Here is a 15370-nt window from a genome sequence, read left to right as displayed (position 1 = left end):
GGACCATTACCCCTGGGACGGTGCGCCCGGCCGACGTCGTCGTGATCGGCGCCGGCCAGGCCGGGCTGTCGGCGGCGTACCACCTGCAGCGTCGCGGCTTTGTCGCGGCTGCCTCCAGCCCGGGCTCTGCCCGCGGCGGAGCCGGCGTGCCTGCGGCGGATGCCCGGCCCGCCGGGACGTACATCGTGCTCGACGCCGAGGACGGCCCGGGAGGGGCCTGGCGCCACCGCTGGAAGAGCCTTCTCATGGCCACGGTCAACGGCATCAGCGACCTTCCAGGCCTCCCGCAGCCCGACGTCGATCCTGCCGAGGCCAGTTCCAGTTTCCTCACCCGCTATTTCGGCGGGTACGAACACGACCTCGGCCTCGCGATCGAGCGGCCCGTGAAAGTGCAGTCGGTGAGCCGGGAGGACACGGATCCCGCCGGGCGGCTGACCATCACCACCTCCCGGGGCACGTGGTCCGCCCGCGCCGTCATCAACGCCACCGGCACCTGGACCCGGCCGTTCTGGCCCATCTACCCGGGCCAGGCCAGCTTCCGCGGCCGCCAACTGCACGTCGCGGACTACGTCTCCGCCGACGAATTCCGTGGCCGGCATGTCATTGTGGTCGGCGGCGGGATTTCGGCCGTCGGTCTCCTCGACGAAATCTCCCGGGTCACCGGCACCACCTGGTTCACCCGCCGGAAACCGGTGTGGCGCGAGGCGGCGTTCGACCGGCAGGCCGGGCACGACGCCGTCGCCCTCGTGGACGAGCGGGTGCGCCAAGGCCTGCCGCCGCAGAGCGTGGTCTCCGTGACGGGCCTGATCTGGACGCCGGCCCTGCGCGCGGCCGCGGCGCGCGGCGTCCTAGACCGGCACCCCATGTTCACCGCAATCGAGCCCGACGGCGTCCGGATGGCCGACGGCAGCTTCCTGGCCGCCGACGTCATCCTGTGGGCCACCGGATTCCGGGCCGAACTTGAACACCTCGCCCCGCTGCACCTGCGCGGACCAGGCGGCGGCATCGCGATGGACGGCACCCGGGTCGCGGCCGAGCCCCGGGTCCATCTCGTCGGCTACGGTCCGTCCTCATCCACCATCGGCGCCAACCGTGCCGGCCGGGCCGCCGTCGCCGGGATCGTCACCCTGCTGGCCGGTTCGGGATAACGTGGAAGCTCATGACCCAAGACCGAGAAGAAACGGCGGCACAACGCGCGTGGCGGACACCAACTTCGACTCCCTCTTTGCCCGGCTGAGACGATTCCCGGATGTCGAGGCCGCCAACCTGCAGGCCTGGGACGCCACGGACAGGCTCCTGCTGGACACTGTCCGTGAGATGCAGGCGGCCGGTTTGCTGCAGCCCGGGGGACGGCTTGCGGTTGTGGGGGACCGGTACGGTGCCCTGACCCTGGGTGCCCTGACGCTGGACTCCGTGGGGACGGTGGCGCCAGCCGTCCGCGTCCATCAGGACCTCATCACCGGTGAGCGGGCGCTGCGGGCCAACGCCGGGGCGCTGGACCTCGATACCGGTTTTGAACAGCTCCCGCTGGGCGAACGGCTCCTGGAGGGCGCCTCTCTCGTCGTGCTGCAGTTGCCCCGGTCCCTCGCGGAACTGGAGGAAATCGCCGACGCCGTCGCCCGCTACGCGGCGCCCGACGTCGTGCTGCTGGCCGGCGGGCGCGTCAAGCACATGAGCCTGGGCATGAACGCGGTGCTGGCGCGCTACTTCGAGGACGTCCAGCCCCAGCTGGCCCGGCAGAAGTCACGGCTCCTGCTGGCCCGGCGCCCCAAGCCGGTCGCGGACGCCCCGCCGTTCCCGGTCACCGAGGTGAACGAGGAACTCGGGCTGACGGTCTGTGCCCGGGGCGCCGTCTTCGCCGGCACGGGGCTGGATATCGGAACCCGGTTCCTGCTGGACTTCCTGCCCCGGATGCCGCACGCCGCTCATGCGGTGGACCTGGGCTGCGGCACCGGAATCCTCGCCGCGATGTACGCCCGCGCCAACCCCGGCGCCCGCGTCACCGCCACGGACCGGTCCGCGGCCGCCGTCGACTCCGCCCTCGCCACGGCCCGCGCCAACGGCCTGGAGGACCGGATCGATGTGCTCCAGGACGACGCGATGAGCTCCCTGCCGGCGGGCAGCGCGGACATGATCCTGCTCAACCCGCCCTTCCATCTGGAGGCGGCCGTCCACTCCGGCGCCGGGATCAAGCTGATCGAAGCGGCCGGCACGGTGCTCGCCCCCGGCGGGGAGCTCTGGACCGTGTTCAACAGCCACCTGCACTACCGGCCGGCACTCGAACGGCTGATCGGTCCGACACGCGAGGTCGGCAGGAATCCAAAGTTCACCGTGACGGCCAGCACCCGCCGGCCGTGAAGGTGAAACATTGTGTCCGAAAGGCGGATGTGTGGGCGCACGCCTGCACTTAACGTACGATTCTGACAACTGCTGTAGATAACTGTTGTATTGGGCCAATGACGTTTTGAGGTATCAGTGACCGAGATCCGGCAACCTTCGTCGAGGCGAGGGACCAACCTCCCCAAGATGGGTGATTTCAACCTCACGGTTATCCTGGACGCCATCCGGCGCGCGCCGGGCGGCATGAGCCGTGTGGAGCTGGCCCAGATCGTCGGACTGTCGCCGCAGACCATCTCCAATATTTCCCGGCGGCTGCTGGACCAGCACCTGATCGTCGAGGCCGGCAAAGAAGGCACCGGCCCGGGCAAGCCGCGGACCATGCTCCGGTTGAATCCCGCCGGGATGTACGCCGTGGGCGTCCACCTGGACCCGGCCGTGGTCACCTTCGTCCTGCTGGACCTGCTCGGCGCCGTCGTCAGGCATTCCCGGATCGCCACCCCGCCCGGCAGCGATCCCCGGGCGGTCATTGACACCATCGCCGCCGAAATCAACGGCCTCATCACCGAATCCGGCGTGGACCCGGCCCGGATCGCCGGACTGGGGATTGCCTCCCCGGGCCCCATCGACCTCAACGACGGCGCGGTGGTGGACCCGCCCCTGCTGCCCGGCTGGGACAACGTCCGGCTCCGGGACGCCCTCGCCGAAGCCACCGGCCTGTCCACCCTGATGGACAAGGACGTCACCAGCGCAGCCGTGGCAGAAACCTGGGCCGGCGGCCCGAGCGGCGAGGGCAGCTTCATCTTCATGTACATGGGGACCGGGATCGGCTGCGGGATCGTCCTCAATGACGAAGTCGTCCGCGGAACCTCGGGCAACGCCGGGGAAATCGGGCACATCGTCGTGGACTCGGACGGCGCCCTCTGCGATTGCGGGCAGCGTGGCTGCGTGAAGGTCTCCGCCATTCCGCAGGTCCTCGTGGCGCAGGCCGAGGCGGCCGGAGTGCTGGACGGTTCGCGCGAGGACCGGAGTGCGCCGGCGGTCCAGGAGCAGTTCGCCCAGTTGTGCGAACTCGCCTACGGCGGAAACCTACAAGCCATGGACATCATCGCCGGCTCCGCTGTGCTCGTGGCCCGGGCAGTCTCGGTCGTCACCAATGCCCTGGACGTGGACCGCGTGGTGTTCGGCGGTCCGTTCTGGGCGTGCCTGTCGGCGGCCTATCTGGAACAGATTCCCGGACTCGTCGAGGCTAACAGCGCCACCCGGAAGATCCACGGCATTGAGGTCGTGGGCACGGGCGTCGGGGACGACGTCGGCGCCGTCGGGGCAGCCTGCCTTGTGCTGGAGCACACCCTGGCACCCCGCTCGCAACGGCTCCTCCTGGAGGGCTGACGCCCTCGGGGGCTGACCGCCGGCGTGCCGGCCAGGATTCAGTCGATATCCTCGATAACTGTCCCGAACGGGATGGTCTCGTCCAGATGCGCCTGGTGGCCGGTCGGGCCGCGGTTGTAGGACACCCGCACCCCGTGCGTCTTTTCCGCGGCCGACTGCATGAGGACGGGGCGGACGGTGTTGATGAAGCTCTCGCTCTTGCCGGCGAGATACTCCTGGTAGCTGGCTGGTAGCTGAATCATGGCAAAAGGATAGTCCTGAGCAGGGTCGATGGGGAGGGCCGCATGACAGGGCCGCGCAGCAACGGAATCAGCCTCTCCGGCGAACTTTATTCTGCCCAGCCCGGAAATTAGCCGTAAAGGTGCGTCTTAATTCGGACGCCGACTTGAAGCGGGCCGTGCCGGGCCCTTAGAGTTCTATACAAGTTACCTCAGTAACGTGTCAGCGATCCTCCGCTGAAGGCCGGCCCTTGGAAAAATTTCACGGGCAGCCCAGGAGGGTGTGGGTGCCCCCATGTGGGCCTGACATTTGCTCACGGACAGCTTCGTATCAGGCGTACCAGTCGCGACTGCGCCCTGCAGAAGTTTCCTCCGTGTTCCCCAAACTCATTCATTGGCGGCAGGACCCTTTTCCGGGCACTTCCGGCAGTGTTCACAGCCAAGGACGCAAATGTCACCACCTAGCCTTATTGACCCCCATCCGAATCTGGCCGGCCCGGCTCCCGTCGCGCTGTCCTATGAGCTCTTCCCGCCGCGGTCGGCCGCGGCCGCCGAATCGCTCTGGACCACCATCGGGGAACTCGAAGCCACGGACCCGGACTACGTGTCGGTAACGTACGGCGCCAGCGGCTCCAACCGCAGCACCGCCGTCGAGCTCATCAACCGGCTCGTGCAGGAAACCACGCTGCGGCCCCTGGCCCACCTGACCTGCGTGGGGAACTCCCCGGAGGAACTGGCGGAGATTATCGGCGAACTGCTCGACGTCGGGGTCCGCGGCATTCTTGCCCTGCGCGGCGACCAGCCGAAGGACGGGGCAACCCCGCCGCCGGGATCGCTCCGGTACGCCCAGGACCTGATCGAACTCATCCGCCGCGTGGAGCAGCGCCGGTCGGCGCTGCTGTGCGCCGGAAAAGTCGCGGTCGGCGTCGCCGCCTACCCGACCCGGCACCCGGAATCCCCGAGTGAGGCGCACGACGTCGAGGTCCTACTGGCCAAGCAGCGCTCCGGCGCCGACTTCGCCATCACCCAGGTCTTCTTCCACGCCGAGCAGTACGCGGACCTCCTGACCCGGGCACGCCGGGCCGGGGTGACGATCCCGATCATTCCCGGTGTCATGCCGCTGATCAGCCTTCGCCGGCTCGCCCGCCTCGGCGAACTGACCGGAGTGGAACCGGCGCCGGAACTCATCGAACGCCTCGCCGCTGCCGATACCGACGCCGAACGCACCCGGATCGGCGTCAGCGCCACGGTGGACCTCGCCAATGCCGCCCTGGACGCCGGAGCACCCGGCATCCACCTCTACACGTTCAACGAGCACGCCGCCGCCCTGGACGTGCTGGACAAACTCGCATTGCCCCGGCCGCGAAGCGGCAACCGCCAGGGGGGAAACCGGCACAGCGGCGGACGCATCAACGCGTCCCGGCGTGCCGCCGCCCGCCAGCTCGCCAGCTGACCACCCCTACTTCGTCATCTCAACGACCACTTCAAGGACTTTCCATGACTGAACAGCTCGCCACCCCCTTCCCGTCCGCCTCGATCCTCGGCTACCCCCGCATCGGCCGCCGCCGCGAACTCAAGAAGGCCATCGAGGCCTACTGGGCCGGCAAGATCGACGCCGCCGCCCTGGACGCTGCCGCCAAGGAGATCCAGCTCGGCACTGCCAAGCGTCTCCAGGGCCTCGGCCTGACCGAAGCCGCCGCCGTCCCCGGCACCTTCTCCTACTACGACCAGGTGCTCGACGCCGCCGCCCACCTCGGCGCCGTGCCGGCCCGCTTCGGCAACCTCCTCAACGCCGAGGGCCAGCTGGACATCGACGGCTACTTCACCCTGGCCCGCGGCAACAAGGACCAGCAGCCGCTGGAAATGACCAAGTGGTTCGACACCAACTACCACTACCTCGTGCCGGAAATCGGCCCGGAGACCAGCTTCGCGCTGACCTCCAGCCGGATCGTCGAAGAATTCGAGTACGCCCTCGCCAACGGTGTGGAAACCCGCCCGTACATCGTCGGCCCGGTCACGTTCCTGCTGCTGAGCAAGGCATCCGACGACGCCCCCGCCGGCTTCAGCCCGCTGTCCCGCCTCGAGGACGTCCTCCCCGTCTACACCGCGCTGCTGGAGAAGCTTGCCGCCGCCGGCGCCAGCTGGGTCCAGCTCGACGAGCCCGCCCTCGTGGTGGACCAGGACACCCCGGCCGAGGCAATCCACGCCGCCGTCGCCCGCTCCTACGAGGTCCTCTCCTCCGCCGCCAAGCGCCCGCAGCTGTTCGTCTCCACCCCGTACGGCGCGCTCAACGGCCAGCTCGGCACCCTCGCCGCCACCGGCATCGACGCCCTGCACCTGGACGTCTTCAAGGGCGAGGTTCCCTCCGCCGCGGCCCTCGCCGCGCTGGGCACCAAGACTCTCGTCGCCGGCGTCGTGGACGGCCACAACATCTGGCGCAACGACCTCGCGGCCTCCGCGAAGAAGATCGCCGAGCTGAAGCAGTCCGTCGCCAAGCTGGCCGTCAGCACCTCCACCTCCACCCAGCACGTCCCGCACGACGTCGAAGAGGAGGTCCAGCTCTCCGCGCAGCTGCGCAGCTGGCTCGCCTTCGCCGACCAGAAGACGGCCGAGGTGGTCACCCTCGCCGGACTGCTGACCGACCCCGCGGCCGTCCAGCCGGCCATCGAAGAGGCCACCCGCGTCATCGCCTCCCGCGCCGAGGCAGAGGGCGTCCGCCGCACCGACGTCCGGGCCCGCACCGCCGCCCTGACCGACGCAGACTTCAACCGTTCCGCTTACGCGGTCCGCGAAGCCGCCCAGGAGAAGGCTCTACACCTGCCGCCGCTGCCCACCACCACCATCGGCTCCTTCCCGCAGACCGCCGAGATCCGCACCGCCCGGGCCCGCGCCAACCGCGGTGACCTCACCACGGAGCAGTATGAGCAGCTCATGAAGGATGAGATCAAGCGCGTCGTGGAGCTGCAGGAGGAGCTCGGCTTTGACGTCCTGGTCCACGGCGAGCCCGAGCGCAACGACATGGTCCAGTACTTCGCCGAGAACCTTGAAGGCTTCGACGTCACCGTGCACGGCTGGGTCCAGTCCTACGGCTCGCGCTGCACCCGTCCCTCGATCCTGTGGGGCGACGTCACCCGCAGCGCCCCCATCACGGTGAAGTGGGCCGAATACGCGCAGTCCCTGACCAACAAGCCGATGAAGGGCATGCTCACCGGTCCTGTCACCATCCTGGCCTGGTCCTTCATCCGCGACGACCAGCCGCTCGGCGAGACCGCCAACCAGGTGGCCCTGGCCCTCCGCGACGAGATCGCCGACCTCGAAGCCGCCGGCATCAAGGTCATCCAGGTGGACGAGCCCGCCCTGCGCGAACTCCTGCCGCTGCGCAAGGCAGACCAGGCCTCGTACCTGGACTGGTCCGTGAAGTCCTTCCGCCTCTCCACCGCCGGTGCCGCGGACGCCACCCAGGTCCACACGCACCTGTGCTACTCCGAATTCGGTGCCATCATCGACGCGATCGATGGCCTCGACGCCGACGTCACCTCGATCGAGGCCGCCCGCTCCCGCATGGAGGTTGTGCACGACCTCGAATCCCACGGCTTCGGCCGCGGCGTGGGCCCGGGCGTCTATGACATCCACTCGCCCCGCGTCCCGGGCGAGCAGGAAGTCACCGAGCTGCTCAGCACCGCCGTCAAGCACGTCCCGTCCCGCCAGCTCTGGGTCAACCCGGACTGCGGCCTGAAGACCCGCGGCTACGCGGAGACCGAAGAGTCCCTGCGCAACCTGGTCACGGCCACCAAGACGGTCCGCGCCGAACTGCTGGAACCAGCCAAGTAGCAGCCGGCTGAACTGAACACCAGCTGAATTAACGACGCCGGCCGGTCACCTCGCAAGTGACCGGCCGGCGTCGTACGTTTCAGCTCATCGACTGCTGAGCAACCGCCGCTTTGAGCCCCCAAAAGGGTCGTTACGGAGCAGTCGATTCGGAATTTCCCGAACGATTCAGGATTCCCAGAGGATTTCGTCGTCGACTACGCCGTCCTCATCCGCGGAGGCCACCAGGACCTCGTCGGTGAAGTGCTGTCCCAGGGTGAAGTCAAGGACGAAGTAGCGTTCCGGCTGGCCGGGGTAGATGCCCACGTGGCCGAGTTTGAGTGCCTTGAGGAAGACCTCGTCGGTGAGCTGGCTCTTGTCCTCGACGCCGAAGACTTTCTTAAGGTGCTCGTCCTTGATCGCGTTGCAGTGGAAGTGGCGGTATTCCTGCGGGCTGGTGCCCTCCTGCGATAGTTCCTCGGCGATCATTTCGCGGACCTGGTCCACGAGTTCGGGCAGGAAGCGCAAGCGGTAGTCAACTTTGTGCATGGCGGCTTCATCGAAGTGGTCATGCGCGTTGACATTCAGGTCAAGCTCCACGGTCTGGCCCGCCAGCTCATGCGTGGCGGTGAGATTATGGTCCCTTCCGTGGTTGAGCTCGACCTCGCCGAAGTGCTTGCTCGCTACCTTGTTCATATCTTCAACATAGTCCTGAAAACCGGACCATTCCAGCATTGGCAGGCTTTTATCCGCTACCGGACCGGTGGAGCGGCCTGGGGACTGTACATTGATCGGATGCAGACCGTAGCCACTTCCGTTGCCCGCGCCCGGGCCCAGTTCGACGCCGGCACCACCCGTCCGCTGGCCTGGCGGCTGGAGCAGCTAAGCAGCCTGCGGCGCATGCTCGCGGACCGCCACGCGGACATCGCCGCTGCCCTCGCCAAGGATTTGGGCAAGCACAACACCGAGGCGCAACTGACGGAGATCGGCTTCGTTGCCGCAGAGGCCGCCCACCTGGCGAGGCACCTGGAAGACTGGCTCCGGCCCCGCCCCGTGCCGGTGCCGCTCACCGTGCAGCCGGCCCGGGCCTGGACCGAACTCACCCCGCTGGGCGTGGTGCTGGTGATCGGGCCGTGGAACTACCCCCTGCAGTTGCTGCTCGCCCCGCTGGCCGGGGCCCTGGCCGCCGGCAACACCGCGGTGCTCAAGCCGAGCGAACACGCCCCGGCCACCTCGGCCGTGCTCGCCCAGTGGATTCCGGAGTACCTGGCCGGCGCCGCCGAGGTGGTCGAGGGCGGTATCCCGGAAACCACGGCACTGCTGGCCGAACGCTTCGACCACATCTTCTTCACCGGCGGAGAGACCGCGGCCAAGGTCGTGATGCGCGCGGCGGCCGAACACCTGACTCCAGTGACGCTGGAGCTCGGCGGCAAGTCCCCGGCCTACGTGGATGCGTCCACGGACCTGGCGACGGCGGCGAAGCGGATCGCCTGGGGCCGGTTCATGAACGCCGGCCAGACGTGTGTGGCCCCGGACTATGTCCTGGCCGCGGAGGAGGTCCTGGAGCCGCTGCAGGCCGAGCTGATCAAGGCCGTCACAGCGCTCTTCGGCACTGACCCGGCAGCGAGCCCGTCCTACGGCCGGATTGTCGATGACCGTCACTTCGCCCGCCTCGCTGCCCTGGCCGACGGCAGCACCGTCGTGCACGGCGGAGAACGCGACGCCGCCAGCCGCTACTTTGCGCCCACCCTGCTCCGGCCGGCGCCGGGGGACGCCGTCATGGCGGAGGAAATCTTCGGTCCGCTCCTGCCGCTGATTCGCGTGCACGGGGTGGACGAGGCCATCGGGCTGGTCAACGGACGCGCCAAGCCGCTGGCGCTCTATGTGTTCAGCAAGGACCCGCTGACGCGCCGCGCCTTCGCCGAGCGGACCTCGTCCGGGGCTCTGTGCTTCGACGTCCCGGCGGCCCACCTGTCCGTCCCCGGGCTGCCGTTCGGCGGCGTCGGCGGCAGCGGCATGGGCGCCTACCACGGGGAACATTCGGTCCGGACGTTCTCGCATGAGCGTCCCACGCTGGACAAGCCGTTGAGGCCCGACACCCTGGAACTTATCTACCCGCCGTACACCCGGGCCAAGCAGGGGATCATCAACGCGCTGGTGGCGCCGGTCCGAAAGAAAGTCCGAAAGCCGGCCCCTAAGCGCTGAGTCGCGGCGCCGGGCTATCCGGCCGGCTCGCCCTCCCAGTCGACGTTGACCCAGCGCTGGCCTTCATCGTCCCAGGACTCGGTGTGCCCCAGCAGGGCAATGTCGTCAAAGCTGGCCTCGATCCCGTGCCCGCGGAGGGTTTCGCGGAGCTCCTCGGTGGCCGCGCGGACAGCCGCGGCGACTTCCTCGGGGTTGTCGGAGGCAACGGGACGGGAGGCTGAATAGGTTTGGCTCATGGACCCCATCCTCATCGATCGGGGGCCGCAGGGGAACCCCCGCGGCGCGCTCAGTCCTTGCGCGCGGTCTCCAGCTTGTGCATCGTCTCGCCCAGCAGTTCCACGAACAGCTGGACCTGGGCGGTCCGCTTCTCGTTGAGCAGCAGTGCGAAGACATTCCGGGCGAGCCGGATCTCCGGAACGTCGAGGACCACGACGCCGGCCGGCCGGTGCAGCAGGGCGAGCTCGGGGACCAGTGCGGCGCCGAGGCCCGCGGCCGCCATCTCCAGGCTCGCGTGGAAGTCATCGCTGTACGCCACCACCCGGGGGTGCAGATTGCAGCTGGCGAAGAGGCGTTCGATCACCGTGGCGTCGGAGGTGCCCGGGTGGTGCATGATCCACGGCATGTCCGAGAGGTGCGGGGCGGCCACCTTGGAATCCGTGCCGATGCCCCAGGCCGCAGGCAGCACCACCCGGAAGTCGTCGTCGCCGATCCACTGCCGGTCCACCGTGTGCGGCCAGGCGAGGCCCGACTGCCCCACCTGGTACACCAGGGCGACGTCGAGTTCACCCCCGGTCCGCAGGCCTTGGATGGTCTGGGCCGGTTCCGCGACCGAGACCCGGAGGTCGATGCCGAGCTTCTTCCAGGCCGGGTTCCGCAGGATCGGCGGCAGCACATAGGTGGCCAGGCTGGGGAAGATGCCCAGCCGCAGCTCCTGGCTGGTGCTGTCCTGTGCCCGTGACGCGGCGGCCATGAGCGTCTCGATGTCCGTCAGCACTTTGGCCGCGTGCCGCGTCATGACGACGGCGGCTTCCGTCGGCTGGATGCTGCGGGCCGAGCGATGGAAGAGCGTGACGCCGGTGTCACGTTCCAGCGCCGACATTTGCTGCGAGACGGCCGAGGCGGTGTAGCCGAGACGCGCCGCGGCGGCGGCAAACGATCCCAACCGGATCACTTCCACAAGGGTCCGCAGATGAACGGGGTTGATCAAGGGCTGCCCTTCGCCTGGTAGCGGGTCCACTGCAACGGGAACGGAATGGCGGGACCGGAAATCCCGCTTCATTGTGGCACACCGGGCCCTGCCGGGGGCGCCGGTTCCCTCCCGCACGGTCCGCGGCTTCCCGGCGGGGCCCGTCCGGAATGTCTGCGCGGCCCGGGGGTGCCGATGCAGGAGAATCCGTGGGGTCAGGCCAAGTTTTCAGATACCAACGGCACAGCTAGCGGGCCCCGGGAGGACGCCGTCACAGGAGCCGAAAAAAATGCCGAACTCATACTCATCCGGCGCCCCGGCGGCGACGAATTGCCCGTAAGACCTTTTTGGCGAGACAACAGGAGCAGACCAGTGGCACAAGCAGCAGGGATTCCGGCAGGCCGGCGGGTTGCCGTCATCGGCAGCGGCGTGGCGGGGCTGACCGCCGCGTATGTGCTGAACGGGCAGGACCGGGTGACTCTCTTCGAGGCGGACTCCCGGCTTGGCGGGCACGCCCATACCCATGATGTTCCGCAGCAGGGCGGGCCCACCCTGGGCGTGGACACCGGCTTCATTGTCCACAACGAGCGGACCTATCCCACTCTCCTGCGCCTGTTCGCCGAGCTCGGCGTCGAAACCCAGGATTCGGAAATGAGCATGTCCGTCCGCTGCGACGGCTGCGGCCTGGAATACGCCGGCGCCCGTCCCAACGCGAGCGGCATCATTCCCCGGCCGTCCACGCTGCTGCGCGGCCGCTACCTGCGCATGCTGCTGGAAGTCACCCGGTGCCACCGCCGGGCCCGCGCCCTGCTGGCGGAACCGGCAACCCCCGCCGGCCCGGGTGCGGCCGGGACGGGGCACGAGCTGACCCTGGGGGAGTTCCTGGCCCGGGAGAAGTTCAGCAGCTACTTCATCTCGCACTTCATGACCCCCGTGGTCAGCGCCGTCTGGTCCTGCGACCCCACCACCGCCCTGGCCTACCCGGCCCGCTACCTGTTCACCTTCCTCGGCCACCACGGCCTGCTCGGCGTCAAAGGCTCGCCGCAGTGGCGGACCGTCACCGGCGGCTCGCGCAGCTACGTCGACAAGGTCGCCGGCACCCTGCCGGACATCCGGCTCTCCAGCCCCGTCACATCCGTGCAGCGGCACGCCGGCGGCGTCGGCGTCACATACGCACAGAGCGCGGACAGCACCGGCGGCGACACCATCACCGAAACCTTTGACGCCGTCGTGATCGCCACCCACCCGGCGCAGGCCCTGCGCATGCTGTCCGATGCCTCGGCCGCCGAGAAGGACGCCCTGGGCGGCATGCCGTACTCGGTGAACCAGACAATCTTCCACCGCGACGCCGCCGTGCTGCCGGCCAGCCCCAACGCCCAGGCCTCCTGGAACTACCGCCTGCCGTCCTGCGACGCCCGCCCGGACAAGGTCCTGGTCAGTTACGACATGACCCGGCTGCAGCGGCTGGAGCCCGTGGACGGCGGCCGGTACATCGTCAGCCTCGGCGAATCGGAGCTGATCGACCACACCACGGTCCTGGACCGCATGGTCTACGAGCACCCGCAGTACACGCCGGACTCGCTGAGGGCCCAGGAACGGATCCTCGGGCTCGGCGACGAACGCCTGGCCTTCGCCGGCGCCTACCACGGGTGGGGATTCCACGAGGACGGCGCCCTGTCCGGCCTCAAGGCCGCCGCCCGGCTGGGCCGCGACTGGGACGAGCTCCCGGTCAACATCGGCGCTGTCAATACCGGTACGGCGGCCGTGGACCCGGACCTCCGGCCCGCCGCTGTTCAGCCGGCCACAGTGGAGGCGCCATGAGCGAACGGGCAGCGATCTACCGCACCTCCATCTCACACGTGCGGCGCTCGCCGCTAAAGAACGCCTTCACCTACCGCAGCTACAGCTGGTACGTGGACGTCGACCACCTCCCGCAGCTGCCCCGGCCGCTCCGGCCGCTGGCCGGCTTCCGGGTGGAGGACCACCTGGGCGACCCGGACGGCACCCTGCGCGGCAACGTGGAACGCTACCTTGCCACCCAGGGTATCGGGCTCGACGGCGGACGCATCACGATGCTCGCCAGCGCCCGGGTCTTCGGGCACGTGTTCAACCCGCTGAGCGTGTTCTGGTGCCATGACGCGGCCGGGGCGCTGCGCTGCGTCGTCGTCGAGGTCCACAACACCTACGGCGAACGGCACTGCTACCTCCTCGAAACGGACGGCACCGGCCGGGCGAGCGTGCCGAAAGCCTTTTACGTCTCGCCGTTCAACGACGTCGACGGCCAGTACCGCATGAAGCTCCCCGAACCCGGCGACCGCCTCGCCGTCTCGATCGTCCTGGAGCGGGAAGGCCACCAGCCCTTCATCGCCACCATGGACGGCGTCCGCCACGAAGCGACCCTGCGGAACATCCTGTCCGCGGCGCTCGCTGTACCCGTGGCCCCGCTGCGCGTCACCGCTCAGATCCGCTGGCAGGGCATCAAACTGTGGGCGCGCCGCCTGCCCATCATCAAAAGACCACACCACCCTTCACAGGAGGCAGTTCAGTGACAATGACCGAAGCGACCGGATCCGGTACGGGACGGACAGAGGGCACCACGCGCACCAGCGCCAACACCGCGGGAGCGGTGACCAGTGCGGTGACGGGCACCGTGCCGTACACGGTTCCCCAGGCGCCCGTCACCATCGACGCGGCAATCTGGCCCAGCATCGCCACCGTGCCCACAAGCCTCAAGGCCCGCGTGGCCGGACGCGCCGCGGACGCCATCTTCAAGGCCGCCGTGCGCTCGCTGCCGCTGGCCGTCCGCTACCCGGACGGCACCGTGCTGGGCAAAGCCTCCCTCGGCCAGGCGCCCGGCGGCACCGCTTACCCCGTGATGACCATCAACCGGCCCGAGGCGTTCGCCGCCCGGCTGGGCGACGGCGGCCTGATCGGCCTGGGCGAGTCCTACATGGCCGGTGACTGGGACGCCGACGACCTCACCGCCGTCATGGAGGTCTTCGCCGCCCGCGTCGGCACACTGGTTCCCGAACCGCTGCAGAAGCTCCGCGGCCTCTACCTGCCGCGGCAGCCGCGCAAGGAACGCAACACCGAAAAGAACACCCGCTCCAACATCTCGCGGCATTACGATCTCTCCAACGAGCTCTTCGCCTCCTTCCTGGACCGCACCATGACGTACTCCAGCGCGCTGTTCCCGGAAAGCGGCGACGCCCTGCGGACCGTGGCCTGGGACGGCCTCGCCGCCGCCCAGCAGGCCAAGATCGACCGGCTGCTGGACAAGGCGGGCGTGAAGGAAGGCACCCGAGTCCTGGAAATCGGCACCGGCTGGGGCGAACTCGCCCTGCGGGCCGCCGCCCGCGGCGCCACCGTCTACTCGGTCACGCTCTCCAGCGAGCAGCAGGAACTGGCCCGCCAGCGCGTCGCCGACGCCGGCTACGCTGATGCCGTCACGATCGAGCTTAAGGACTACCGTGCCGTGGAGGGCGAGTACGACGCCGTCGTCTCGGTCGAAATGATTGAGGCCGTCGGCTTCGAATACTGGGCCACGTACTTCCAGACGATCGAGCGCGTCCTGGCCCCCGGCGGCAAGGTGGCCATCCAGGCCATCACGATCGCCCACGACCGCCTCATGGCCACCCGCACCAGCTACACCTGGGTGCACAAGTACATCTTCCCCGGCGGCGTCATTCCCTCCGTCCGGGCCATCGAGGACATCACCGAGAAGCAGACCGGACTGCGCGTCCGCGAACGCCTCGCCATGGGCGAGCACTATGCCCAGACCCTGCGGCTCTGGGAGGAGCGGTTCATGGGCCGGGCCGAGGAGGTCGGGGCCATGGGCTTCGACGCCATCTTCCAGCGGATGTGGCTGTTCTACCTGTGCTACTCCCGGGCCGGCTTCGAGACGGGCTACCTCGACGTGCAGCAGATCGTGCTGGATCATGCCTCCTCCAAGGGCGCGGCCGCATGACGGCGGCGCTCGCTGACACCATCGCCGAGGTCCTGCGGCCCGTCGTCGGCGGGGAACTGCCCGTCCGGCTCGTCGTTTGGGACGGCAGCGAGACCGGCCCGTCCGGCGCGCCGGTGGTCCGGCTGAACTCGCCCGACGCCATACGCCGCCTGCTGTGGGCGCCGGGGGAGTTGGGGGCCGCCCAGGCGTACGTCACCGGTGAACTCGACGTCGACGGCGACCTTAATGCCACGCTCGAGCACCTGTGGAAGGTGGTCC

General features: G+C 68.9%; 13 protein-coding genes and 1 pseudogene. 10 read left to right on the top strand and 4 right to left on the bottom strand.

From position 1 onward, the window contains the following. Positions 1–20: 20 nt before the first annotated feature. The 3 genes from ABD243_RS12590 (at position 21) to ABD243_RS12580 (ending at position 3729) form a co-directional block, all read left to right on the top strand. The gene (locus ABD243_RS12590; RefSeq protein WP_344366175.1) at positions 21–1148 is read left to right on the top strand and encodes an NAD(P)-binding domain-containing protein; all 1128 of its coding nucleotides are present in this window, start codon (positions 21–23) and stop codon (positions 1146–1148) included. 49 nt (positions 1149–1197) lie between these two features. Continuing rightward, on the top strand, positions 1198–2358 hold the full coding sequence (locus tag ABD243_RS12585) for a class I SAM-dependent methyltransferase (RefSeq protein WP_344366173.1): 1161 nt from the start codon (positions 1198–1200) through the stop codon (positions 2356–2358). 168 nt (positions 2359–2526) lie between these two features. After that, positions 2527–3729, top strand: a complete 1203-nt coding sequence (locus ABD243_RS12580; RefSeq protein WP_344366170.1) for an ROK family transcriptional regulator — start codon at positions 2527–2529, stop codon at positions 3727–3729. Positions 3730–3767: 38 nt separating this feature from the next. Here ABD243_RS12580 and ABD243_RS12575 read toward each other — a convergent pair whose 3' ends face one another. After that, positions 3768–3971 carry a hypothetical protein gene (locus ABD243_RS12575; protein ID WP_091253639.1) on the bottom strand — a complete coding sequence of 68 codons (204 nt, stop codon included), beginning with the start codon at positions 3969–3971 and terminating at the stop codon, positions 3768–3770. Positions 3972–4398: 427 nt separating this feature from the next. Between ABD243_RS12575 and ABD243_RS12570 the strand changes: the two genes are divergently transcribed. Continuing rightward, the gene (locus ABD243_RS12570) at positions 4399–5400 is read left to right on the top strand and encodes a methylenetetrahydrofolate reductase (RefSeq protein ID WP_344366166.1); all 1002 of its coding nucleotides are present in this window, start codon (positions 4399–4401) and stop codon (positions 5398–5400) included. Between the two features lie 44 nt (positions 5401–5444). After that, the gene (gene metE / locus ABD243_RS12565) at positions 5445–7778 is read left to right on the top strand and encodes a 5-methyltetrahydropteroyltriglutamate--homocysteine S-methyltransferase (RefSeq protein ID WP_344366163.1); all 2334 of its coding nucleotides are present in this window, start codon (positions 5445–5447) and stop codon (positions 7776–7778) included. Between the two features lie 165 nt (positions 7779–7943). Here the strand turns inward: metE and ABD243_RS12560 are convergent, their stop codons facing one another. After that, the gene (locus tag ABD243_RS12560) at positions 7944–8450 is read right to left on the bottom strand and encodes a DUF2004 domain-containing protein (protein WP_344366161.1); all 507 of its coding nucleotides are present in this window, start codon (positions 8448–8450) and stop codon (positions 7944–7946) included. A gap of 99 nt (positions 8451–8549) precedes the next feature. Here ABD243_RS12560 and ABD243_RS12555 point away from each other — a divergent pair, with 99 nt between their 5' ends. Then, entirely contained in the window at positions 8550–9959 is a 1410-nt protein-coding gene (locus tag ABD243_RS12555) for an aldehyde dehydrogenase family protein (protein WP_344366158.1), read from the top strand. A gap of 14 nt (positions 9960–9973) precedes the next feature. Here ABD243_RS12555 and ABD243_RS12550 read toward each other — a convergent pair whose 3' ends face one another. Together ABD243_RS12550 and ABD243_RS12545 are read right to left on the bottom strand one after the other, a co-directional pair. After that, complete coding sequence (locus tag ABD243_RS12550) at positions 9974–10195, bottom strand: hypothetical protein (RefSeq protein WP_344366155.1); 222 nt, start codon at positions 10193–10195, stop codon at positions 9974–9976. Positions 10196–10245: 50 nt separating this feature from the next. Beyond that, on the bottom strand, positions 10246–11166 hold the full coding sequence (locus tag ABD243_RS12545; protein ID WP_344366151.1) for a LysR family transcriptional regulator: 921 nt from the start codon (positions 11164–11166) through the stop codon (positions 10246–10248). A 351-nt stretch (positions 11167–11517) separates the two neighbouring features. Here ABD243_RS12545 and ABD243_RS12540 point away from each other — a divergent pair, with 351 nt between their 5' ends. The 4 genes and pseudogenes from ABD243_RS12540 to ABD243_RS12525 all read left to right on the top strand — a co-directional run. Beyond that, the gene (locus ABD243_RS12540) at positions 11518–12966 is read left to right on the top strand and encodes an NAD(P)/FAD-dependent oxidoreductase (RefSeq protein WP_344366148.1); all 1449 of its coding nucleotides are present in this window, start codon (positions 11518–11520) and stop codon (positions 12964–12966) included. Then, positions 12963–13694 (top strand): DUF1365 domain-containing protein, encoded by a 732-nt coding sequence (locus ABD243_RS12535; RefSeq protein WP_344366145.1) that lies wholly within the window; start codon positions 12963–12965, stop codon positions 13692–13694. Before ABD243_RS12540 ends, ABD243_RS12535 begins: the two co-directional genes overlap by 4 nt. Next, the gene (locus tag ABD243_RS12530) at positions 13691–15112 is read left to right on the top strand and encodes a class I SAM-dependent methyltransferase (protein ID WP_425547195.1); all 1422 of its coding nucleotides are present in this window, start codon (positions 13691–13693) and stop codon (positions 15110–15112) included. The genes ABD243_RS12535 and ABD243_RS12530 overlap by 4 nt, the downstream gene beginning before the upstream one ends. Further along, a pseudogene (locus tag ABD243_RS12525) lies at positions 15109–15370 on the top strand (SAM-dependent methyltransferase); the annotation flags it as partial. The gene ABD243_RS12530 and the pseudogene ABD243_RS12525, both read left to right, overlap by 4 nt.

The organism is Arthrobacter humicola (genome assembly GCF_039531445.1).
Taxonomy (GTDB): Bacteria; Actinomycetota; Actinomycetes; order Actinomycetales; family Micrococcaceae; genus Arthrobacter; species Arthrobacter humicola.
This window is presented reverse-complemented; position numbering and strand designations above follow the sequence as displayed.